This window comes from Gordonia aurantiaca, from assembly GCF_039939235.1.
Taxonomy (GTDB): domain Bacteria; phylum Actinomycetota; class Actinomycetes; order Mycobacteriales; family Mycobacteriaceae; genus Gordonia.
The window spans coordinates 261,568-284,445 of sequence record NZ_JBDUUF010000001.1; the positions used below are offsets into that span (position 1 = coordinate 261,568).

The following is a 22,878-nucleotide window of genomic DNA, read 5'->3' on the forward strand; positions in this document are numbered from 1 at the left end:
TCTTTCTCCCGGCGGGGTGTCACGGGCGAACACCCGCGCCGCCTACTTTACCGTTGCCCGTATGTTCCGGTTCGACTGGCTCAGGCGGCTCCTTGTGTTCTTCGTGGCGACGGCCGTGATCGGTGCTGTCCTGGCGGGATGCGGCGACGACGAACAGGCCGGTCCGGAGGGTGTACCGCTGCCGTCCGATTTCCCCGTCACCCAGGTGCCGCTGATCGACGGGCACGTCCTATCCGCGAGCGGCAGCCGCGCCGACGGCTGGGAGGTGACGGTCCAGGGGCCGGCCAACGGCGGCAACCAGCTCGACGTCGCGACGAAAAAGCTCATCGAGTCCGGATTCGCCGAATCACACCGCTCGACCGAGGGCGGCCAGTCCGTGGTCGTGCTGTCGGCGTCCAAGGACGGGGTGACCTACTGGGTCCAGATCGGCGCCTCGCCCCAGGCCGCAGGCGGCGGATCGTCGGTGTTCTACCTGGTCAACGCCGGCTAGTCGGCAACTCTCAGCCTTTCGTGTTCGGGGGAGAAGTCTATCGCCAGCTACGAGACAAATAACAGAATATGTCAGGTGTTGACCTAACGCCTTTCGGTTATTACGCTTCCATGTGACCCGGTTCACCCTGTGACTCGGTTCACAGGGCCGACTCACGTGCCGCCGTCAGGGAACGGGGCGGCGCCCGGGCACGCAGACGAAGATCGAGGGAGCAGTCCATGACGACGACCGAACAGGTGACCGATCCGCTCGCCACCATCGCCGACCGAGACAAGGTGTTCATCGGCGGACGCTGGGTGGAGTCGACCGGTGACGAATGGATCGACGTGGTCGATTCGTACTCGGAGCGCACGGCGGCCCGCGTCCGCAGTGCGACCGCCGATGACATGGCCCGCGCTGTCGACGCGGCCCGCGCGGCCTTCGAGCGCGGCGAGTGGGCCCGCAGGTCGCCCGCCGAACGTGCCGACGTGATCGACGAGATCGCCAACCGGCTCGAGGCGCGCATCCCCGAGCTGACCACTCTCGGCATCGTCGAGGTGGGTGTCACCGCCCCGGTCAGTGCGATGACCCAGCAGATGGTGCTCGGCCTCTATCGTGCGGTCGCCGCCGAGGCCCGCAAGGTCGAGATCGTCGAGGAGCGCCGGCGCGGAGACGGCGGCGTCTCCCGCATCGTCAAGGAACCGACCGGTGTCGTCGCCGCGATCATCCCGTGGAACGGCCCGATCGGCAGCATCGCCTTCAAGGTGATCCCGGCCCTGGCCGCCGGTTGCTCGGTGGTCCTCAAGACCTCGCCCGAGGCGCCGCTGTCGCCGTCGGTCTTCGCCGACGTGATCGCCGAACTCGTCGACGAGGGCAAGATACCCGAAGGCGTACTCAGCGTTCTGGCCGCCGACCGCGAGGTCTCCGAGTCGCTGGTGATCAACCCAGGGGTCGACCACATCACCTTCACCGGCAGCACTGAGACCGGCAAGCGGATCATGGGCCTGGCCGCCGACCGGGTCGCGAAGGTGTCGCTCGAACTCGGTGGCAAGTCCGCTGCGATCATCCTCGACGACGCCGACCTCAACACGGTGATGACACACCTGCCGATGGGCGGCTGCATGCAGTCCGGTCAGGCCTGTGTCGCGCTGACCCGTGTGCTCGTCTCGCGCAAGCGACACGACGAGGTGGTCGCCGCGTACAAGGCGGCGCTGGACATGATCCCGATCGGAAACCCTTGGGAGCAGACCAATTTCCTCGGGCCGTTGACCTCGGCACGGCACCGCGACCGTGTCCTGGGCTACATCGAGGCGGCGAAGGCCGAGGGTGGCGAGGTCGTCTACGGCGGCGGAACCGTCGGCGACACCGGGTTCTTCGTTCAGCCCACCATCATCGACAACGTCCGCAACGACATGAGGATCGCCCAGGAGGAAGTCTTCGGTCCGGTCATATCGATCATCACCTACGAGGACGAGGACGACGCCGTGGCCATCGCCAACGACTCCGTGTACGGCCTCTCGGGTGCGGTCTTCACCGCCGACTTGGAGCGGGGATTCGAGCTGGCGCAACGGATTCGGACCGGAACAGTGAACGTGAACACCTCGGTGCTCGACTTCACCCTCCCGTTCGGCGGTTACAAGCAGTCGGGCGTCGGGCGCGAAGGCGGCCCCGAGGGCCTCGAGGAGTTCTTCGAGATCAAGACCGTGCACCTGCCGGCCCCGCCGCCGGCCGACGCCTGAGTCCCGGGCCGGTCGGTTCTCACAACTGAACAGACGTCCGCACGGCAATCCTCTCCGGGCTCGCCGGGCGGCCGCAACCACCAGTGAAGACGACCAGGCGTGATGACCCACGCCTGGTCGTCGTCGTCTGAAAACCCTTGCGAAATAACAAAAAAGAAAATCCGGAGCTGCTGACAAATATCGCTTGACGTCTCATGTAAAACGTCCTACCGTGAGTGATGAAGGTGGCGGGCATCACAGCAGGAATGCCCACTCGATGCGCCTCACCTCATCTCGATGACGTGCGTTCTCCACCACGTCGGCCAGCCTGCCCCTGACACCTCTCACGCCATCGGCAGGTCTGTCACCCAACCCCAGAGCAAGGATCGAACATGAAACTCGAAGGCAAAGTCGCACTGATCACCGGCGCGGGCTCGGGCCTCGGCCGCCAGTCGTCACAGCTGTTCACGGCCGAGGGTGCCAAGGTCGCGGTCGTCGACATCGACGGTGACCGCGCGGAACAAACCGTCAAGCTCGTCGAGCAGCAGGGTGGCGAGGCCATCGCCATCACCGCAGATGTCTCCAAGAAGGACGAGATCACCGCCGCGGTAGATCAGACCGTCGCAGAGTTCGGCAAGCTCGACATCGCTTGGGCGAACGCCGGAATCGTCTCGCGTGGTGGTGTTCCCACCGTCGCCGGTGGCGAGCACGTCGACTTCGAGGACCTCACCGAGGAGGATTGGAACAACGTCCTCGGCGTGAACCTCTCGGGTGTCATCTTCACCGCGCAGGCGGCGGTCCCACACCTGAAGCGCAACGGGGGCGGCACCATCATCGCGACCTCGTCGGCCGCTTCTTTCGTTGCCTATCACCAGATCGCGCTCTATTCGGCCACCAAGGCCGGCGTCAACGGTCTGGTCCGCGGCCTCAGTCTCGACCTCGGTCCGTTCGGCATCCGCGTCAACGGCATCGCCCCGACCCACGGCATGTCGCCGAACTTCCTCATGCCCCCGGGTTCGCCGGTCGTCGGCCAGTCCTACGAAGAGGTTGCCGGACCGTGGGATCCGTTCGTCTCGCCGATCCCGCTGAAGCTGAACCGCCCGCCGTCACTGCTCGACAACGCCAAGGTCGCGCTGTTCCTGGCCTCCGACGACTCGGCCTACATGTCCGGCCAGGTCATCGGGTCCGGCGACGGCGGAACCCTGTCGCGCGTCGGCATGTGGTTCCCCGAAGATCTCGACCAGAAGAATCCGAACGCCTGAGATGTCCTCCACGCAGCCCACTCTCACCGTGGATCGCGTGGCGTGCGCCGGGCATGGCCTGTGCTACGGGGTCGCCCCTGATCTGATCGACGCCGACGATCAGGGCGACCCTGTGGTCCCGGAGCGTCCGCTCGCCGCCGGGGAGATCGCTCTGGCGAACGAGGCGATCGCGATGTGTCCCGAACGGGCGCTTGCCTTGCAGCCCACCAATTCCACGAACTCCAAGGATCAGTAAATGACTACAACGGAACGGTCCCGAGAGGACGTCACCGTCGACTTCGACGTCTACGACCTGTCCATCTCGGCTCCGGTCGATCGATTCCAGGAAATCGGGCGTGAACTATCCGAGAAGGGCCCGATCGTCTTCTCGCCCCACTACGGCGGACACTGGATCGTCACCTCCTACGAACTGATGCACGAGGTCTTCCGCGACCACGAGACCTTTTCCAGCTACCCCAACAACCTCGTCACCAACGAGGCCTTCGGCAAGTTCATCCCGATCGAGCTCGACCCGCCGGAGCACACCTCGTACCGCAAGGCGCTGCAGCCGCTGTTCGGTCCGGCCCGGATGAAGAAGCTCTCCGATGAGGTCCGCGACGTCGTCAACGAGCTCATCGATGGGTTCGCGAAGAAGGGTGAGGCCGAATTCGTCGCGGAGTTCGCCCACGAGCTGCCGGCACGGATCTTCCTGGCCCTGATGGACTGGCCGCTGTCGGACGCGCCGCTGTTCACCGAGGCCACCGACACCGTGCTGTTCGGTAAGCCCGGTGGCACCGAACAGGAGTCGCTGGAAGCCCGTGCCATGGCGGGCATGCAGATGTTCGGATACTTCCAGAAGGTCATCGACGACCGGCGCGCCAACCCGGGCGACGACGTCACCTCGCAGCTTATCCACAGCGAGGTGGAGTTCGAGGACGGCACCCGCCTGCTGACCGACGAAGAGCTCAACCGCATGTTCTTCCTGCTGCTCATCGCCGGCCTGCACACCACACAGGGTGCGCTGTCCTGGTCGATCCTGCACCTGTCGAAGAACCCCGAACAGCGCCAGATGGTCATCGACGACCCGGAGATGATCCCGTCCGCGGTCGAGGAGATCCTGCGCTATGAATCGCCGGTCGTCCCGGGCCGTCGCGCCACCCGCGACGTCGAACTCGGCGGTCAGCTCATCCGCGAGGGCGAGCAGCTCATCGTCCTGATGTGCACGGCCAACCGCGATCCCGAGGAGTTCGCCGATCCGGAGGTGTTCGACGTCAACCGGCGCCCGAACCGGCACCTCGCCTTCGGTGGCGGCGCGCACCGCTGCATCGGTTCGCACCTCGCGCGCATCGAGCTCACCATCGCGCTGGAGGAGATCCTGCGTCGCATCCCCGATTTCGAGCTCGTCGAATCGGACCCGCCGGTGTTCCACGCCAGCCAGGTGCGCGGCTGCGCTCGCATGCCGATCCGGTTCACCCCGGAGGCCTGACCAGCCCATTCGGTCCCCTCGGACACCGGTGCGGCGGGCTGGCACTCGCCCGCCGCACCGGCATCGAGGAACGATGACCATTGCCCGCTAAACCTTATTGCTGTAGGTTTAAGGATGAGCCACCCCGCAGCCCGGGTGACTCGTATCCATCTCGCAGACAACGCTCCTCCCCGGAGGGAATCATGACCACTTCGCTTCCACGCCAAGATCGCATCCGGCGCGCCCTTGACCTCCTGCGCAACGAGACGACGGACAAGTACGACGAGATCGCGCAGTTCGAGCCGGGGGAATACACCGACCCGGTGCTGGCGAAGGAGGAGCGCGACTACATCTTCGGCCGCGTGCCGTCGATCGTGGCACACGGCAGTGAGATCGCGCGTCCCAACGACTTCATCACCGTTGCGATGCCGCGTAACAACATCATCGTGGTGCGCCAGAAGGACGGCAGCGTCAAGTCTTTCGTGAATCACTGTCGCCACCGGGGAGCCATGCTGGAGAAGGAGGAGAAGGGTCGCTGCCGCATCTTCTCCTGTCCCTACCACCGGTGGTCGTACGACCCGGACGGCTCGCTGCGGACGATCACCCGGGACAACACCTTCGGCGAGGTGGACCGGTCCGAGACCGGCCTCATCGAGATTCCGACCGAGGAGCGCCACGGCTTCATCTGGGTCGTCGACAACGCCAATGCCGACATAGACGTGGCGTCGTGGCTGGGTCCGGAGATCGACCCGATGCTCGCCGGCTACGAGCTCGACAAGCTCGTCTGCTACCGTGCGGCCGGCTTCGTCGAGCCGACCAACTGGAAGATCATGCAGGACGCGTTCCTGGACGGCTATCACATCCAGTACGCGCACCCGAACACCGCGGGCAAGATCATCCACACCAATGTGATGGCCTTCGAGGACTTCGGTCGGCACTGCCGCTTCATCGCGCCGCGCAAGTCGATCGACCGCTTCCTGGAAGAGGATCCCGGTGATCGGCCGCTAGACAAGTACGTCACCGAGACCCACTGGCTCGGGCCGAACAGCACCCTGCTCCGCCAGCCCGACCACTTCCAGCTGCTGACCTTCCGTCCGCATCCGACCGATCCGGGCAAATCGCGCATGGAACAGCGCCTCATGGTCCCCACCGTCGAGGACAGCGGTATGGACCCGGAGCGCTGGGATCACCTGTGGAACAAGAACTGGGAGATCCTGCTCGCCGTTCTGCACAACGAGGATTTCCCGCTGCTACGTGACTCGCAGGTGGTGATGGGCAGCGCCGACGCCGGCGACATGCTGCTCGGCCGAAACGAGGTCGCAAACCACGTGTTCCGTCGCGAGACCAAGAAGCTCGTCGCCCAGGGGCGCGCCGAGGCCGCCGCCCGCTCCTGACGGAGATCGATGACCTCCGGCGCCGCGGGCCGCGATTTCACCGATCCGGCCCGCGGGCCCCGCATCCGTTTTATCCTATAGCCGTTAGGTGAATCCTGGCAGCCCGTCCACCGGGCCCCGCGAAGTCCGCGGCGCACCTCCCCTTCCGCCGTGGGCGCCCCCACGCATCGGAACCCCCCAACTCAATTTCCGTTGGCTTAGAAGAAAGTACGATCATGACCGCTACCATCGGCAAGGCACTCGACTGGTGGGCTCGCACCAAGCCGGACACCACCGCGGTGGTGTTCTCCGAGTCCGAGATCTCTTACCGCGCGCTGCGCGACTGGAGCAGCCGCATCGCCCGCACCCTCGTGGAGGCCAAGGGCGTCGAGCCCGGGGATCGCGTCGGTCTGCTCGGCCCGAACTCGCTCGAGTGGCCGGTCGCGGCGCACGGTGTGCTCAAGTCCGGCGGCGTCCTGGTGCCGCTGAACAGTCGCTATCGTCCGGCAGAGCTGCGCAAGATCGCCGATGATGCGGGGATCAGTGTCGTGATCGTGGCTCCGGGCTTCGAGCAGCTCGCCGAGGACACCGCGGCCATCGGTGAATCCTTCACGGTGGTTCCCTACGCCGACCTCGAGGCGCTGCGCGAGGGCGGCGCCGACGACTTCCGCGTGGACCGCGACCCCGACGAGCCCGCCGCCATCCAGTTCACCAGTGGCTCTACCGGTCTGTCGAAGGGCGTCATCCTCACCAACCGGACGCTGATGTCGATCGTCTTCGAAAACACCCTCACGGAGGAGGGCTTCCGTCCGGGGACCACCACGTTGCTGGTACTCCCGCTGGCGTTCACCCCGGGCCTGGTGTACGGCCTGCTCATCACCGGCGTCCTCGGCGGAACGCTGGTCGTCGAGCCCGAGCTGAACCCGTCGAATGCGGTCAAGCTCCTCGAAAAGCATTCCGTGCAGGCGATTTTCGGCGTGCCGCTGATCTTCGAGGCCATCTCCCGCGCTCCGGAGTTCGAAGACGCGGACCTGAGCTCGCTGAAGACCGCCATCGTCGGTGGCGCGGCCGTGCCGGTGCCGCTGCTGAAGCGCTGGGCGGACAAGGGTGTCCTCCTCCGTCAGATCTACGGCATGACCGAGGCGGGCGGCGTCGCCACCGCCACGCTGCGGGAAGAGGCCCTGGAGTTCCCGGATCGCTGCGGTACGGGCTCGATCTTCACCGATGTCAAGGTGTTCAACGACAAGGGTGAGGTGGCTGCGCCCGGTGAGGAGGGTGAGCTCGTGGTCCGGGGGCCGTCGGTCACTCCCGGCTACTGGAACGATCCGGATTCCACCGCCCAGGCGCTGCGTGACGGCTGGCTGCACAGCGGCGACCTCGGCGTCGCCGACGAGGAGGGTCGGATCAAGTTCGTCGACCGCCTCAAGGACCTGATCATCTCCGGCGGCATCAACATCTCGCCGGTGGAGCTCGAGATCGCGATCGGTGCGATCCCGGGCGTCCAGGAGGTTGCGGTCATCGCCGCCAACGACGATCGTTTCGGCGAGACACCGGCCGCGATCGTGACCGCCTCGCCAGAGGTCGACGAGAAGAAGATCATCGAGCACTGCGAAAAGGTCCTCGCCGACTTCAAGGTGCCCCGGTACGTGGTGATCCGTCAGGATCCGCTGCCGCGACTGCCCAGCGGCAAGATCGCGAAGACGATGATCCGCGACGAGTACAAGGACGTGGACACGCGCTTCGCACGCGTGCGCTGAGAGGGGTGCGTGCGCGTTCGGAGCAGAACGCGCGGGATGCGACGGCCGAGGGCGCGGAGGAGATCCGCACCTCGGCCGCCGGCGTGTGCGTGGGTGCTCCTCCACACCGGCTGCGGGCAGTGGCCGGAATCATCGGAACGGCGGACGGCAGACACATTTTGTCCGCTGTAACATCAGGTTTGGGAGGTGCACACGTGGCGCGCAGGAAGACGGGCAACGTCCTCAGTGAGGATGTCCAGGAGGCCCGTAAACAGATCATGGTCGCTGCCGAGCGGGTTTTCCAGCGATTTGGCGTGAACAAGACCACCATGGACGACATCGGCCGTGAGGCCGGCGTCTCCCGGCCGACGGTGTACCGCTATTTCGGGGACCGCGACAGCCTCATCTCGGCCATCATCGAACGCCGCTCACGGATGCTGTTCGACAAGGCCCGCAAGTACCTGCAGCAGTATGACGCCTTCTCCGACAAGCTCGTCGAGGGCCTGATCTATCTGGTCGACCGCGGGCGCCGTGATCCGCTGATCCGCCTCCTCGTCAGTCCGGAGCACATGCAGATGGCCGAGCCGTTGGTCGGCGCGTCAGGTCTCGCCGCCCGGCTGACCGCCGAGATGTGGGGTCCGGTCATCGACGAGGCGATCGAGCGTGGCGAGATCCGCGACGACGTCGACCAGGAGAAGATGGCCGACTGGATCGCACTCGTGCAGTTCATCCTCGTCGGCCGGCTGGACTTCGACGACCCGGACGATCCCGAGCATCGCGAGATGCTTCGGAACTTCGTGCTGCCGGGCTTCCTGCCCTCCGCGGTGCCGGCGGCGGTCGCCGAGGCCTGATCCGTTCTCATAATCCCGTCGCGGCGCTCGGTCCTTCTCGAGGGCGGCCGCCGCGACGTTTCTGGTGCTGCCGGGCGTCCTGTCCAGGCGCCCGCAGGCGCGATTTCGCTCACTCTGTGTACGGGGGCTTTCCGATCTGGGGGCGAACCGACGGGACCTCAGGTCATTTATCTAATGGGTATAGGTGTAATTCGTGTTTAAGTCAGGCGACTAGCAGGCACTTTGGAGTAGTTGACAGATTTCGAGCTGCTGACACTTGACAGCGAACGTCTCATGTCTGCTAGCCTTGGCACGGCTTCAAGTGGTGGGCGTCACACTGAAACACCTAAAGACGTTAGGCGCACAGTGTGTGCAGTCCGTGTCGGGGAAGACATCTCAAGCGCTCACGACGATGCCGGTGCACGGGGAAGTCCTGAGGTGCCCCGTCGCGCGCCGGGTCGCGTGGTTGTCGTACCGCCCCGAGTCCGGCGAGTCACCACCCCCGTGAATTCGAGAGGACGTTGATGACTGTCAGTGCTCTGGGAGAGCGCAGTCCGGGAGTCCCGGGTGTCGAGTCGTTGCGCCGTTTCGGCGCCGGCGTCGCCGACCGGGTCTCGCGCAGCCTGGCGACCATTGGCCGCTCGGCGCGACTGGCGCTCGAGATGATCCGGTTTGCGCTCAGCGACACCTTCACCCTCCGGCTGGCCGGGGGTGAGGTGATCGACCAGATGTGGAAGCTGTTCAAGGTCACCGCGCTCCCTGCCCTGCTCATGGCCGTTCCGATCGGCGCCGAGGTGTCGGTCCAGGTTGGTGGCGTCATGGACCAGGTGGGTGCCAACTCCCTTGCGGGTGCGGCGTCGGGTCTCGGCGTGGTGAACCAGGGCGCGCCGATGGCCGCCGGTCTGCTGATGAGTGGAGCCGCAGCCTCGGCGATCGCCTCAGACCTCGGCGCCCGGTCGATCCGCGAGGAGATCGAGGCCATGCGCGTCATCGGCGTGAATCCGGTCCAGCGCCTGATCGTGCCGCGCTTTCTGGCCATGCTGGCCATCGCCCCTGCGTTGTGCGTGATGATCATCGCTTCCGGCGTCGGCGCCGGCCTGGCCATCGCGGCCAACGTCAACGACGTGGTGCCGGCCAGCTTCTGGCAGTCCTTCGGCACCTTCGCGACGCCGACCGACCTGATGTTCTCGGTCCTCAAGGCGGTGCTGTTCGCCTTCATCGTCGTGGTGATCGCGAGTCTGCGCGGGCTCGAGGCCAAGGGCGGACCCAAAGGCGTGGCGAACGCGGTCAACGCCTCGGTGGTCCTGAGCGTTCTCTGCATCTTCATGACGAACATGGCGGTCAGCCAGTTGCAGGCCATGTTCTTCCCGGCCCAGCTCGCGTGAGGTAGGCGATGACGACCGAAACCATCACGGCCACATCCGGTATCGCCCGGATTGGCCGCTCCGTCAACGAACGCGTGACCTCGGCACTGGCGACCTTCGGACAGATCGTCGTGTTCGTGGGCAAGACGTTCGCGTTGCTGCCCACCACGATCCGGCACTACCGCAAGCAAACCTTCAAGACCATGAACGACATGGCCTGGGGTTCCGGCTCGATCATCGTCGACGGCGGCGTGGTGAGCCTGATGTTCTTCCTCGGCATCGCAGTCGGGTCGGTCGTGGCGATCATGGCCTTCATGGCTTTCGACCTGCTCGGGTTCGGTGCCCTGACCGGAATCATCAACTCGTTCGGCAACATCCGCGTGGTGGCGCCGATCATCACCGGTATCGGTTTCGCGGCCCAGGCGGGTTGTCGCATGACCGCCGAGATCGGCGCAATGCGTATCTCCGAAGAAATCGACGCGACCGAGGTGATGGGCCTGCGTGCCATCCCGTTCGTGGTCGGCACCCGTCTCGTCGGCGGCATGCTCGTGGTGCTGCCCAGCTACCTCATGGCGCTGGTGGTCAGCTTCATCACCGGTGGACTCATCGTGAAGCTGTTTCACGACCAGCCCGAGGGCACCTACGATCATTACTTCGCGCAGTTCCTCACCATCCCGGACCTGCTCGCCTCGGTGGCCAAGGCCCTCATCTTCTGCGCGGTGATCACCCTCATCCACTGTTACTACGGCTATTTCGCCTCGGGTGGCCCTGCTGGTGTCGGCGCTGCATCAGGCCGCGCGATCCGCGCGAGCCTGGTCGCCATCGTGGTTCTGAATTTCCTCATGACCGTGGCCATCTGGGGCCTCAATCCGGTCCTTCCGTTCAGGGGTTGACATGTCGGTGAACAGCAGTCAGGACTTCATCAGAGGAAACGCCCGGGGTCAGTCCCGCTTGCTCGTCACCGCCGGTCTGTCGGCGCTGGTGGTGCTGATCGTCGCGGTGACGGCGTTCTCGTACGTCTATCCGCGCGCCACCGCGCCGAAAGGAACAGACCTGCATCTCGTCCTGCCCGCGCTCGGTCCCGGTGTCGAGAACGGCAGTCGTGTTCTGCTGCGTGGCGCAGAGGTCGGCGAGGTGACCTCGATCGATTCCTCGGAGCCGGGGGTCGTCCACGTCGACGTGGTGCTCGATGAGCAGGCGGCCGGTAGCCTCACGGACGCGTTCGAGTTGGACTACCGTCCGCAGAACTACTTCGGCGTGACAGCGGTGAATCTCGTCGCCAAGCCCGGCGGTTCGCGTCTTCGTGACGGTCAGACGATCCGCCGTGAGGAGGCGCCGGACTTCACGATGTCGACCATGATCGAGCGCAGTTCGATCGTCGTCGACGGCACGCTGACCCGGGACATGATCGACAGCCTCGACAAGGTCATGCGCTACGCCAATGGTCTTGCGCCGCTGATCGAGTCGGGTGTCATCTTCACCGACAAGATCGCACGCACGCAGCGCCAGATGCCGAGCACACTGCTGAAGCGAGTGAACGAACTCGCCGAGGCGTTCCCGGCCTTCAACGTCGAGGCGATGAAGCTCCTCGATGCCATCAGCAACAACGTCCTCAACAAGCTGCCCGACGGGTCGCGCGGCGTCGACATTGCCTACCACGACCTCATGGACCGCTCGCTCACGGTGGCCGCCGATGGATTGTTCGGTGCGATCGGCACGCTGCTCGGTTCGCATGCAACGGATCTCACTCCCGCGGTCACCTCGTTGAAGTATCTCCTCGACCCGATGCCGAACATGCTCGGTGGCGGCGGGACGATGCAGAAGACACGAAAGGCAATCGACCAGTTGCGCAACACGTTCAAGGGCACCGATCAGGCCAAGACGCTGCAGCTGCGGCTGCTCCTCGACGCCATGCCTGCGGTCGCGGGGCCGCTGACCAGCATGGGCGTCGTCGCCGGCCCGCGGACCGGAGGTAACTGATGCTCACGTCCCGCCAGACACTCCTCTCGGGCCTGAAGGTGGCCGTGGTCGCGGTCATCACCGTCTTGTTGTTCATCCTGGTGGTGAACGCGATGCGGAATCCCGTGGACGCCGAGATGGTGACCTACCGCGCCGACTTCACCGATGCCTCGGGTCTGCACCCCAACGGCGACGTCCGTTTCCGTGGCAAGCGGATCGGCAAGGTCAAGTCCGTCGAACTCGAACACGATGCAGACGGAAAGCCCTTTGCCCGAGTCGAATTCACCATGGATTCCGACCAGAAGCTGACCTCGACGACCAAGCTGGCGATCAAGTACCAGAACCTGACCGGTGTGCGGTATCTCGACGTCCGGCAGGACGAGAAACCCGGGCGCATGATCAATCACGCCACGACGTCGCAGACGGTGCCGTCGTTCGACATCACCGGGCTGTTCAACGGCCTGCAGCCGGTGCTTACGACCATGGACGCCGACGAGGTCAACAAGTTCAGCGAGAACGCGATCGCGCTGCTGCAGGGTGACGGTTCGGGTCTGGGCCCGATGCTGGAAAGCACCCAGAAGCTGGCAAATTATGCCAAGAACCGGCAGCAGCTGATCTCCACGCTCACCGCGAATCTGGCGCGCATCGCCGACACCATGGGTGGCCGGTCGCCGCAGGTCATGGGTTTCCTTGAGGCCGTCGACCTGCCGATCAGCAACGCCATGACGGTGCTCGACGAGTTCGCCGTCACCGCGGCCAACGGACCGGCGCTGTTCGAGCCGGTCGAGCGCCTGCTGGTGGCGCTGGGCATCAACGAGAACTTCGATGTGGACGAGTTCCTGCAGACCTCGTTCGAGTCGATGGAGGAAGCGCTGAACTCCTTCCAGATGATGCCGAACGCGCTGGCCGGACTCCGCGGCATCGACACCCGGGCGTCGTTCTCCAAGCAGTGCGCCAAGGGACGTGCCCACATTCCGGCCGACGTCCGTGTCCTCCTGAACGGTAGTGAGGTGGTCCTGTGCCAGCGATGAAGAAGAACCGGTTGCACCGGTTCGCCACCCACGACGGAGTCATCGGCGCGGTGGTCCTGGTCCTCGTCGCCGCCGTGCTCGTCACCCTCGGCGTCGTCTACTTGCGTCCGCCGGGCCAGAAGACGATCGCCTTCGAGGTCACCGATGCCTCCGCGATCGAACCCGGGCAGGACATCCGGGTCGCCGGCATCAGCATCGGCAAGGTGAAGGACCTCGCACTCCAAGCGGATCGCGTGACCGTCACCGCACGCATCGACGAGGAGACCTTTGTCGGCGATCAGACCCGTCTCGAGGTCCGCATGCTCACGCCCGTGGGCGGTTACGCGATCACGATGATCCCGCTGGGCCGGGAAGAACTGCGCGGTCCCATCCCGACCGAACGGGTCAGCGTGCCGTACTCCATCGGTGACGTGATCCAGGTTGTCCCGGACACCACCGACACCGTCGACGCCGGTGAGGTGAACGCCAACCTCGACCAGGTGGCAAAGGCCCTGGGCACGAACGACACGTCGCTGCGATCCATCGTGAACGGCCTCGAGTCGGTCACCGAGGTCTTCGACAAGCAGCGCGGCCAGGTCCACCAGATCGCCGCACTCGCCGCGGAGTATCTGCAGACCTTCAACGGCAACCGCGAATTCGTGTTCGAGCTCATCCGCAAGATCGACCAGGTGGTGAGCACGTATCACGTGAACTCGACGGGCTTCAACTACGCCTACAAGCTCTTCGCCAACGTCCTCTACAAGCTCAGCCCGTTCATGCGCTTCTACCTCGGCCACAGCGAGCTCGTCGCGCAGCAGGTGAATCAGATGAAGGACACCATCCAGCGTCTCCAGCAGCAGCTCGGTCCGGCCATCGACGGCCTGGTGGCGACTCGTAGACGACTCGCGGAGTGGCTGACCCCGCAGGGCATGAGGGAAGTCGGCGGCGGAGCGCTGTGGACCGAGAACGTCTGCATTCCGATCCCGGGAAGGAACTGCTGATGAAAGGCTTTCCGAAAGGCGCGGTCCCGCAGGCCGACGCCGATCGCGCGACGAGGCGCCGACGCGGTGCCATCGTGGTGGGAACCGTTGCGGCCATGCTCGCCGTGGCTGCCACCGTGGGACTGAGCGTCGCATCCGCACGTGACGTGGCACCCGACATGGCCGGCGGTGACGGCTTCTGCGTGGACATCCCGGACACGATCGGCCTGTACGAGGGCAACCCGGTGACCCAGATGGGCATGCGGGTGGGCAAGGTCGAGAAGATCGAGAACCGCGGCAGCCATGTCCGGGTGACGTTCTCGCTCGACCCGGGCCGCCGGTACCCGGCCGACGTCAAGGCCGTCACCCGCTCGAAGTCGCTTCTGGCTGACCGCAGTCTGGAGTTGGTGGGCAATTACCACGGTGGGCCGGTGCTCGTCGAGGGTGACTGTATCGGTGTGGACAACGCGTTCACCCCGAAGTCGATCTCCGAGGTGGCCGGATCGGCGTCAGACTTCCTGAAGGCGTTGAGCGACAACGGTGGTGATGACCTGCAGAAGGTCCTCGAGGGCGCCGACCGTGCGTTCGCCGGCACCGGCACGCAGGCGGCCAGGATGTTCGAGTACGCGGCCCGGGCGGCCCAGAACCCAGACGGGTTCATCGCCGACATCGGCTCGTCGATCCGCGACATGGCCCCGCTGACCGACGCGGCGGTCCAGAACTGGGACCAGATCATGTCGATCATGGAGCAGGCGCCGAGCGTCACGGCGCTGGGCACGACCCTGTTCTACGACGTCGCGCGGTTCTGCCAGGGCGTCGGCTGGACCATCGCGCTGCTCTACGACATCCAGCGCAACTATGGCGATGACCTCTGGCCGATTCTCCACGGCCCGGTCGAAGACATCATCGCCTACGGCGCCAAGCGGGCGCCGGAGCTGAAGGAGCTGCTCGGGGTGACCCCGTCGGTCGCGGCCGCGATCCGACAGCAGGAGTCGGCCACCGGTGCGCTGTCGGTGCCGTACGTCGCGCCGAGGGTCGCGCTCAGCAAGGCTGAGTGCAAGGCGCTCGGCGGAGCGTGCGATCAGTCCAAGGGTGGCACCACCTCGGTGAACCCACTGACGATCCTGCTACAGAAGGCTGGTCTGTGAGATGAGTGCGAGACGAACCCTCGCGGTGCTGGCGGCCTTGTGCACCGCCCTCGTGGTCCTCACCGGTTGCTCGGCGCTGAGCCCGAACCGGCTGCCGTCGGTGAAGGCGGGTGTGTCACGGGATTACCAGGTCACCCTGAAGTTCGAGAGCGTGCTGAATCTGCCGGACGGCGCGGACGTGATGATGAACGGCATCCTCCTCGGCAGGGTCGAGAAGACCGTCACCACCCCTGACGGCGTGGACGTGGTCGTGGGGCTCACCGACGCCCGCGCGGTGCCGGCCGAGTCCTCGGCGATCATCCGCCAGAACACCCCGCTCGGCGACACCTACCTGGCCATCGAACCGCCGGCGAACGGGGGTTCCGGACAGATGTTGTCCGACGGAGACGTCATCCCCGAGGACCGCACGACGTCGCCGCCGCCGCTCGAGGACACCATCGCCGTGCTGGCGTACTTCGTCAACGGCGGCAGCATCCAGAAGGTCCAGGACACCATGGCGACGCTGAACCGCACCATGCCGCCGATCCGCGACGTGCGGAAGATCGCGGCGACGGTGTCCCGGGACCTCGAGGATCTGTCCCGCAACACGGGTGAGCTCGAGCGGACCATCAACGCGCTGAACTCGGTGGCGAAGTCCTTCGACGACAGCCGCATCCAGATCGACCACGTGTTCTCCGACGAGGGCCTCCTCTACTGGAAGACGGTCTCGAAATCGCTGGTCGCACACATCAGTACGCTGCTACCCTCGGTGGGCTCGGTGTTCACCGGTGGTCTGTTCCTGGTACCGATGCTGAACTCGCTGGCCGACGCCGGTGAGGCCGGGCGTGGCATGTGGGACCAGGCCCCATCCACCGGCGCCGCGATGGCGAGGTTCCTGGAGGACACCCTCATCCCGTTCGCGAAGAACCCGACGGTGAATCTCGTGTCGGTCCAGGCCAGTACGTCCAAGAAGCAACTGCTCGGGGACACCAAGTTGTTGTTGAGCATGCTGGGAGCAATCCGATGATCACCAAGACCCGGGTGTCGGTCGTGGCCATGCTGGCGCTGGCTGCGCTTTCGATCACCTACATCCTCAACGTCGGCCTGCACGTCAAGTCGCCATCGGCCAAGCACGCAACGATCACAGTCCCGGACACCAACGGCATCCTGGTCGGTTCGCGGGTGCTGCTGCGTGGTATCGAGATCGGCCATGTCACCGGCATCCGGCAGTCGCCGGACGGTGCCGAGATCACCTGGGACTACGACGATTCGCACAAGGTCCCGGTGGCATCCACCTTCCGGGTCGACAACCTCTCGGCGCTCGGAGAGGCCTACGTGGCGGTTCTGCCGACCACGGCCGACGGTCCGTATCTGAAGGACAACGCCCGTATCGACGGCGAGAGTGTCTCTACCTCGGCGACGTTCAAGGAGTTGTCCGAACGGGTGACCGAGGTGCTCGGCCAGACCGACCCGGCCCGGGTCCAGCGCATTTTCGCCGAACTCGACCTGGGTCTGCCGGACGGGATGGAGGTCATCGAGGACCTCAACCGCGCGAGTCGGTTGCTGACCGCCGAACTCACTCAGCGCGCTGACCAGTTGACCACTCTGCTGGCCACCATGCAGCCGCTGCTGATGCGGTCGGCCCCGATCCCCGCACTGATGCGGGCGGCCACGCCCAACCTCGAAGGCTTCGGCCGGGGCTTCTCGGCGATGGAGTCGGGGACCAAGGACGCGATCGATTGGAGTGGTCCGATGTACACCGGCATCACGACCGGCGCGTCGCCGCTGGTCGCGGCCCTACAGAAGTTCCTCGACGACAGCGGAGCCGATCTGAAGATCATCGGCGACAACCTGCTGCCCTCGGCACGGTCCGGTGCGGCTGCGCTGCGGACCGTCGACCTGGGGCGGATGCTCGACAATCTGCTGGACGCAACGGATTCCGGTGCACTCGAGGTCGAGATCCCCGCGGGAGGCCGATGATGCGTCGAAGACTCGTCAGACGGGCTGAGCCCGTCGTACCCGTCAGCCCATCTACCCCGATCTGAGAAAGACTTCCATGAAGACCGAAACGCGCCCCGAGGCCGAACACGCCGACACCGAAGATGCCACCGACGCGAGCCGTGTGACCGAGAAGGTCACTCCTGAGACGAAAGAAGCCGAAGCCGAGCAGGATTCGAAGACCCGGCTCTTCTCCGGCGGCGCCGGCCGGTCGGTGTCGCTACGTGCGGTCATCGCGGGTTCCGTCGCCGTGCTCGTGGTCGCTGCACTGGCGCTGATGGGCTGGCAGCTCTGGTCGAAGTCCGGCGAGATCGATGACATGAAGGCGGCCGCGGCCAGCGCGGCCAAGGCCGAGCAGGTCGCCCTGGACTACGCCGAGGGTGCCGCCGACATGAGCTTCGAGAACCCCGAGGACTGGCGCAGTCGGCTCACCAAGGGAACCTCACCGGAGCTGACGGAACGCCTGCGTCAGGCGTCGACCCAGATGGAGCAGCTCCTGCGTCCGCTGCAGTGGTCATCGACCGCGACGCCGATCGCCGCGAAGGTCGAGTCCGTCGGCGGCGACGTCTACGAGGTCGTGGCCTTCGTCAACGTCCGCACCAAGAACGTGCAGGCGCCCTCGGGCATCGAGTCCACCGCGACCTACAAGATCACCCTGGACAAGAGCCAGGACTGGCTGATCACCGCCATCAGCAGCACCGGATCGAACCTGGACGCCGGTGAGTCCGGTGCGTCCGAGGCGGGACAGGCGCCGGCCGCCGGCGCTGCGCCGGTCGAACCTGCCCCGGGGACCCCGGGCAACTGACCAGACGACGAGAGTTGGAGACAGACAATGGGTGTTGAGGTCAGTGTCGAGGGGCTCACCAAGTCTTTCGGCTCGCAGAACATCTGGCGCGATGTCACGTTGACCCTGCCGGAGGGTGAGGTGTCGGCGCTGCTGGGTCCGTCGGGTACCGGTAAGTCGGTGTTCCTGAAGACCCTGATCGGTCTGCTGCATCCGGAGCAGGGGTCGGTGATCATTGACGGCACCGACATCACCAAGTGCTCGGCCAAGGAACTGTACGAGATCCGCAAGCTGTTCGGTGTTCTCTTCCAGGACGGTGCGCTGTTCGGCTCGATGAGCCTGTACGACAACATCGCGTTCCCGCTTCGTGAGCACACGAAGAAGAAGGAACACGAGATCCGCGACATCGTGATGGAGAAGATCGATCTGGTCGGTCTGACCGGTGCGGAGGACAAGCTCCCCGGTGAGATCTCCGGTGGTATGCGCAAGCGTGCCGGCCTGGCGCGCGCGTTGGTGCTGGATCCGCAGATCATCCTGTGTGACGAGCCGGACTCGGGTCTGGATCCCGTTCGTACTGCGTATATCTCGCAGTTGTTGATCGACATCAATGCGCAGATCGACGCGACGATCCTGATCGTGACGCACAACATCAACATCGCGCGGACGATCCCGGACAACATCGGCATGCTGTTCCGCAAGGAGCTGGTGATGTTCGGTCCGCGTGAGCAGTTGCTGACCTCGGAGCAGCCGGTGGTCAAGCAGTTCCTGGCCGGTGACCGGTTCGGTCCGATCGGTATGTCCGAGGAGAAGGACGAGGCGGTCCAGAAGCAGGAAGAGGCGATGCAGGCCGCGGGTATCTCCGGTGGTGGTACCAAGGAGGACTTCACCGAGATCATTCCGCAGGTGCAGCCGAATCCGGGTATGCCCGAGCGCAAGGCGGTCAAGCGGCACCGTGAGCGTGTGATGGCGATGCTGCACACCCTTCCCCCGCAGGCGCAGGAGGCGATCCTGCGCAGCATGGAAGAGGAAGACCGAATCCGCGCCGAGAGCGACGCGCATGCCTCGAATGTCGCTGCCGGCGCTGCCGGTTGGCGGGACACGCCCACCGAGGTCCTGCCGAAGATCTGAGCGAAGCCCCGCGCGGCGATGTGCGCCCGCGCGGGGCCCTGCGCGCCCAGTAACTAAAGATGTTAGGTTTGTGCGGTGGTGATCGCGGCCGGCGGCCGTGGTCGTCGTGTCCACGCACCCCAGCCGCTGTGTATCCGCGGCCGACCCCGGAGGCGAATCCGTCATGAGAATCGATCCCCGTACGCCTGTCCTCGTCGCCGGAGGACAGGTCAACGAGCGCGACGGCGGCGTCGAACCCGTCGACCTCATCGTCCGAGCCGCGCGTGACGCCGTCGAGCAGGCGGGTGCGCCGACGTTGCTCGAGGTCGTCGACACGGTGAACGTCGTCGGCCTGTTGTCCTGGCGGTATCGCGATCCCGGTGCGCTGGTGGCCGAGCGGATCGGCGCGTCGCCGCGTCGTACGGGTTACACCGGAAACGGCGGCAGCACGCCGCAGGTACTGGTCAACCAGGCCGCCGAAGACGTCGCCGTCGGACGCGCCGACGTCGTTCTGATCGCCGGAGCGGAATCGTGGCGCACGCGGATGAAGCTGCGCGCCAAGGAGGCACGACCGGACTGGACCAAACAGGACGAGTCGGTGCCGAAGGCCGAGATCGTCGTCCCGGACGTGCCGATGGAGGCCGAGAGCGAGCGCCGCATCGGCCTCGACCGCCCGTCGTATGTGTATCCGCTGTTCGAGCAGGCCCTGCGGATCTCGGCGGGCCGGACCATCGCCGAACATGCCGAGCACATGGGTGGCCTGTGGTCGGCGTTCAGCGAGGTGGCGGCGACCAACCCGCATGCGTGGACGCGGCGGGCCTACACCGCGGCCGAGGTCGCCAAGCCGTCGGATGACAACCGCTGGATCGCGACCCCGTACCCGAAATTCCTGAACTCCAACAATATGGTCGACCAGGGTGCGGCTCTGATCCTGTGCTCCGCGGAGGCCGCCGAACGCCTCGGGGTGCCGCGGTCGCAATGGGTGTTCCCGCACAGCGGCACCGAATCCCACGACACCGACGCCATCGCCGCCCGCGGAGCGCTGGACCGTTCGCCTGCAATCCGCATCGGCGCGCGACGCGCCCTCGAGCTCGCGCGGATAGGGATCGACGACGTGGCCTTCCTGGACGTCTACTCGTGTTTCCCGTCCGCGGTCCAGGTCGCGGCCATCGAGCTGGGACTGGATCCGAGCGGCGCGCGGCGGCCGCTGACCTGTACCGGCGGACTCACCTTCGCCGGTGGGCCGTGGAACAACTACAGCACGCATGCCATCGCCACCGTGGCGTCGAGGCTACGGGAGTCGCCGGGCACCTACGGCCTGGTCACCGCCAACAGCGGATACCTGACCAAGCATGCCTTTGGCGTCTACAGCACGGAGCCGCCCGCCGACGGATTCCGCCGCGAGGACGTTCAGGCGGAGGTCGACGCCGAGCCGACCACGCTGGTCGCCGAGACCTTCGACGGCGTCGCCGAGATCGAATCGTGGACCGTGGTCTATGGGCGCGACGGGGCTCCGGAGAAGTCCTTCGTCGCCGCCAGGGTGCCTGGCGGTGCCCGCACGCTCGCGGTGGTCACCGACGCCGGCGACCTCGCCGAACTGGCCGAGGCCGAGATGGCGGGTCGACAGCTGCGGGTCGAGGAGTCCGGGACCGCTCGACTCCATTGACCCCGATTATCTAAAGACGTAAGGTTTATGACACAGGCGCCGGACCCGATGATCCGGCCGTGAGGAGTGATGATGAGCGAGATCGACGCCTTCCGTGAGCGCTACGAGCGCCACGTCGGGCACGTCGCCGCAGGAGACATGAAGTCCGCACTGGCGGAGATGGTCCCGGCGAACCTGCCGACCGTCTTCGACGGCGTCGACGTGCCCCGCGGGCCCATCGACGGCCACCGAATCGTCGGCGTCCGCACCGACGGCGACCGCATGATCGGCGAGGCGGTGTACGTCTACGAGGGCCGCGAGATCGGCCTGCGCTCGATCTGGGAGAACCACGACGGCACCTGGCTGGCCGCCGCACTGGAGAACTTCGTGCCCGGGGACGCCTCGTGACCGCGGAGACCGTCGAGGTCCCGTGGGGCCCGGCGCCCGACGGCATCGACACTGCGTACTGGGAGGGCCTGCGCGCCGGTGAGCTGCGTCTGCAGCGCTGCCGTGACTGCGCCACCTGGATCTTCAGCCCGCAGTCGGTGTGCAGCGAATGTCACGGATTCGACCTGGACTGGCAGGTCGTCGAGCCGGTCGGCACCGTCTACAGCTGGAGCCGCAGCTGGTATCCGTACATCGAGGAACTGTCCGGCCGGATGCCCTACATCAGCGTCCTCGTCGAACTCGCGAATGCCGGCGGTCGCCGCGTGCTCGGACTGCTCGCCGACGACGTCGAGAAGGACCCCCGCATCGGCGAGCCGGTCGTCGGTGTCTTCGAGCACGCCGACGGCGAACCCTGGCCTCTGCTGCGCTGGCGCAGGGTCGACGCCGCGGCAACCGATGAGACCAGGGGAGAGCGCTGATGTCGTCACCGATCCGGGGTGCGACCGCCGTCGTCGGCGTCGCCGAAATGCATTACAAGCGCGGGCAATCACCGATGACCGAGCAGCAGATGACCATCCGGGCGATCCTGGATGCCTGTGCCGACGCCGGCATCTCGCCGCGTGAGATCGACGGATTCGTCTCCTACGCAGGCGGTTCCAACGACGGACCGATTCTCGGCGCCGCGCTGATGATCGACGAGCTGCGCTGGTCCAACATGATGTGGGGCGGCGGCGGTGGTAGCGTCGCCGCCGCGATCAACAACGCGGCCGCCGCGATCGCCACCGGGCAGGCCGACACCGTCGTCGTCTACCGCGCCATGTCGCAGGCCGACACCGGTCGTCTCGGTTACGCCAAGTACCACTACGGTCCGCACTTCCTGGCGCATGGCGTCGGCTCGCCCGCGCAGATCTGCGCGATGCGGACCCAGCGGATGCTCGAACACGACGGCGTCCCGCGCACGGCCATGCGCTCGCTGGTGCTCGCCGCGTACCACCACGCCCAGCAGAACCCGAGCGCGCAGGGGCACGGCCGGCCGCTCGACGAACAGACCTACGAGTCCTCGCGGCTCATCGCCGAGCCGTTCCACCTCTACGACTGCTCGCGGGAGAGCGACGGCGCCGTCGCTCTGGTCCTCGTGTCCGCCGAGCGGGCTCGCGACCTGCGGCCCGATCCCGCCTACGTCCTCGCCGGCGCCCAGGGCGCCCCGGGCGGCTACTGTGAACGAGTCGACAACGACGTGCAGTATTCGACCGCCGGCTTCGGGCCGGCGAACAACGGCAAACCCGGTGTCGCCGAACGTCTCTGGTCGGCTGCCGGGCTCGGTCCCGACGACGTCGACGTCGTGCAGGTCTACGAGAACTTCTCGGGTCCCGCGGTCGCGGCGCTCATCGACCACCGGCTGTGCCCGCCCGGCGAGGCGGCCGGCACCGTGATGACCGTCGAGAACCTGACCGCGCCGCACGGCAAGCTGCCGGTCAACACCAGCGGCGGCAACCTGGCCGACTCGTTCATCAACGGGCTGAACCTCGCCGTGGAGGCCGTCCGACAGATCCGCGGCACCTCCACCAACCAGGTCGCCGGCGCCAAGACCTCGCTGTTCATCGGCGGTCCGATGGCGCCGCTGGTCAGCTCCACGTTGTTCGGCCACGCAGACACGCTGTAGCGCAACGTACTCCAGACCGGAA

At 66.0% G+C, this 22,878-nt stretch carries 22 protein-coding genes; all 22 read left to right on the forward strand.

Annotated elements, in window-relative coordinates; genetic code table 11:
* Positions 1-61: 61 nt before the first annotated feature.
* Positions 62-490, forward strand: coding sequence for a hypothetical protein (locus ABFT43_RS01155; protein ID WP_347958575.1), 429 nt, complete (start codon positions 62-64; stop codon positions 488-490).
* Positions 491-708: 218 nt separating this feature from the next.
* The gene (locus ABFT43_RS01160) at positions 709-2,208 is read left to right on the forward strand and encodes an aldehyde dehydrogenase (RefSeq protein WP_347958576.1); all 1,500 of its coding nucleotides are present in this window, start codon (positions 709-711) and stop codon (positions 2,206-2,208) included.
* A 371-nt stretch (positions 2,209-2,579) separates the two neighbouring features.
* On the forward strand, positions 2,580-3,449 hold the full coding sequence (locus ABFT43_RS01165) for an SDR family NAD(P)-dependent oxidoreductase (RefSeq protein ID WP_347958577.1): 870 nt from the start codon (positions 2,580-2,582) through the stop codon (positions 3,447-3,449).
* A 1-nt stretch (position 3,450) separates the two neighbouring features.
* Positions 3,451-3,684 (forward strand): ferredoxin, encoded by a 234-nt coding sequence (locus ABFT43_RS01170; protein ID WP_109237562.1) that lies wholly within the window; start codon positions 3,451-3,453, stop codon positions 3,682-3,684.
* The gene (locus ABFT43_RS01175; RefSeq protein ID WP_347958578.1) at positions 3,685-4,914 is read left to right on the forward strand and encodes a cytochrome P450; all 1,230 of its coding nucleotides are present in this window, start codon (positions 3,685-3,687) and stop codon (positions 4,912-4,914) included.
* A 182-nt stretch (positions 4,915-5,096) separates the two neighbouring features.
* Entirely contained in the window at positions 5,097-6,287 is a 1,191-nt protein-coding gene (locus tag ABFT43_RS01180) for an aromatic ring-hydroxylating oxygenase subunit alpha (protein WP_347958579.1), read from the forward strand.
* Positions 6,288-6,502: 215 nt separating this feature from the next.
* A complete protein-coding gene (locus ABFT43_RS01185) occupies positions 6,503-8,023 on the forward strand; it encodes a class I adenylate-forming enzyme family protein (RefSeq protein WP_347958580.1) in 1,521 nt (506 codons plus the stop codon).
* A gap of 194 nt (positions 8,024-8,217) precedes the next feature.
* Positions 8,218-8,853 (forward strand): TetR/AcrR family transcriptional regulator, encoded by a 636-nt coding sequence (locus ABFT43_RS01190; RefSeq protein WP_347958581.1) that lies wholly within the window; start codon positions 8,218-8,220, stop codon positions 8,851-8,853.
* Positions 8,854-9,356: 503 nt separating this feature from the next.
* Positions 9,357-10,217, forward strand: coding sequence for an MlaE family ABC transporter permease (locus ABFT43_RS01195; protein ID WP_347958582.1), 861 nt, complete (start codon positions 9,357-9,359; stop codon positions 10,215-10,217).
* Between the two features lie 8 nt (positions 10,218-10,225).
* Positions 10,226-11,089, forward strand: a complete 864-nt coding sequence (locus tag ABFT43_RS01200) for an MlaE family ABC transporter permease (RefSeq protein ID WP_347958583.1) — start codon at positions 10,226-10,228, stop codon at positions 11,087-11,089.
* A 1-nt stretch (position 11,090) separates the two neighbouring features.
* The gene (locus ABFT43_RS01205; RefSeq protein WP_347958584.1) at positions 11,091-12,176 is read left to right on the forward strand and encodes an MlaD family protein; all 1,086 of its coding nucleotides are present in this window, start codon (positions 11,091-11,093) and stop codon (positions 12,174-12,176) included.
* Positions 12,176-13,186: an MlaD family protein gene (locus ABFT43_RS01210; protein WP_347958585.1), complete on the forward strand. Its 1,011-nt coding sequence runs from the start codon at positions 12,176-12,178 to the stop codon at positions 13,184-13,186. Before ABFT43_RS01205 ends, ABFT43_RS01210 begins: the two co-directional genes overlap by 1 nt.
* The gene (locus ABFT43_RS01215) at positions 13,183-14,166 is read left to right on the forward strand and encodes an MlaD family protein (RefSeq protein ID WP_347959238.1); all 984 of its coding nucleotides are present in this window, start codon (positions 13,183-13,185) and stop codon (positions 14,164-14,166) included. Before ABFT43_RS01210 ends, ABFT43_RS01215 begins: the two co-directional genes overlap by 4 nt.
* Positions 14,166-15,293: an MlaD family protein gene (locus tag ABFT43_RS01220; RefSeq protein ID WP_347958586.1), complete on the forward strand. Its 1,128-nt coding sequence runs from the start codon at positions 14,166-14,168 to the stop codon at positions 15,291-15,293. Before ABFT43_RS01215 ends, ABFT43_RS01220 begins: the two co-directional genes overlap by 1 nt.
* A gap of 1 nt (position 15,294) precedes the next feature.
* Positions 15,295-16,299, forward strand: coding sequence for an MlaD family protein (locus tag ABFT43_RS01225; protein ID WP_347958587.1), 1,005 nt, complete (start codon positions 15,295-15,297; stop codon positions 16,297-16,299).
* Complete coding sequence (locus ABFT43_RS01230) at positions 16,296-17,252, forward strand: MlaD family protein (protein ID WP_347958588.1); 957 nt, start codon at positions 16,296-16,298, stop codon at positions 17,250-17,252. Before ABFT43_RS01225 ends, ABFT43_RS01230 begins: the two co-directional genes overlap by 4 nt.
* Positions 17,253-17,328: 76 nt before the next feature.
* Positions 17,329-18,075: a hypothetical protein gene (locus ABFT43_RS01235; protein WP_347958589.1), complete on the forward strand. Its 747-nt coding sequence runs from the start codon at positions 17,329-17,331 to the stop codon at positions 18,073-18,075.
* A 27-nt stretch (positions 18,076-18,102) separates the two neighbouring features.
* Positions 18,103-19,182 (forward strand): ABC transporter ATP-binding protein, encoded by a 1,080-nt coding sequence (locus tag ABFT43_RS01240; protein WP_347958590.1) that lies wholly within the window; start codon positions 18,103-18,105, stop codon positions 19,180-19,182.
* A gap of 163 nt (positions 19,183-19,345) precedes the next feature.
* On the forward strand, positions 19,346-20,827 hold the full coding sequence (locus tag ABFT43_RS01245; protein ID WP_347958591.1) for an acetyl-CoA acetyltransferase: 1,482 nt from the start codon (positions 19,346-19,348) through the stop codon (positions 20,825-20,827).
* Between the two features lie 72 nt (positions 20,828-20,899).
* A complete protein-coding gene (locus ABFT43_RS01250) occupies positions 20,900-21,214 on the forward strand; it encodes a hypothetical protein (RefSeq protein WP_347958592.1) in 315 nt (104 codons plus the stop codon).
* Positions 21,211-21,672: a Zn-ribbon domain-containing OB-fold protein gene (locus tag ABFT43_RS01255; protein WP_347958593.1), complete on the forward strand. Its 462-nt coding sequence runs from the start codon at positions 21,211-21,213 to the stop codon at positions 21,670-21,672. Before ABFT43_RS01250 ends, ABFT43_RS01255 begins: the two co-directional genes overlap by 4 nt.
* A complete protein-coding gene (locus ABFT43_RS01260) occupies positions 21,672-22,856 on the forward strand; it encodes a thiolase C-terminal domain-containing protein (RefSeq protein ID WP_347958594.1) in 1,185 nt (394 codons plus the stop codon). Before ABFT43_RS01255 ends, ABFT43_RS01260 begins: the two co-directional genes overlap by 1 nt.
* Positions 22,857-22,878 lie beyond the last annotated feature (22 nt).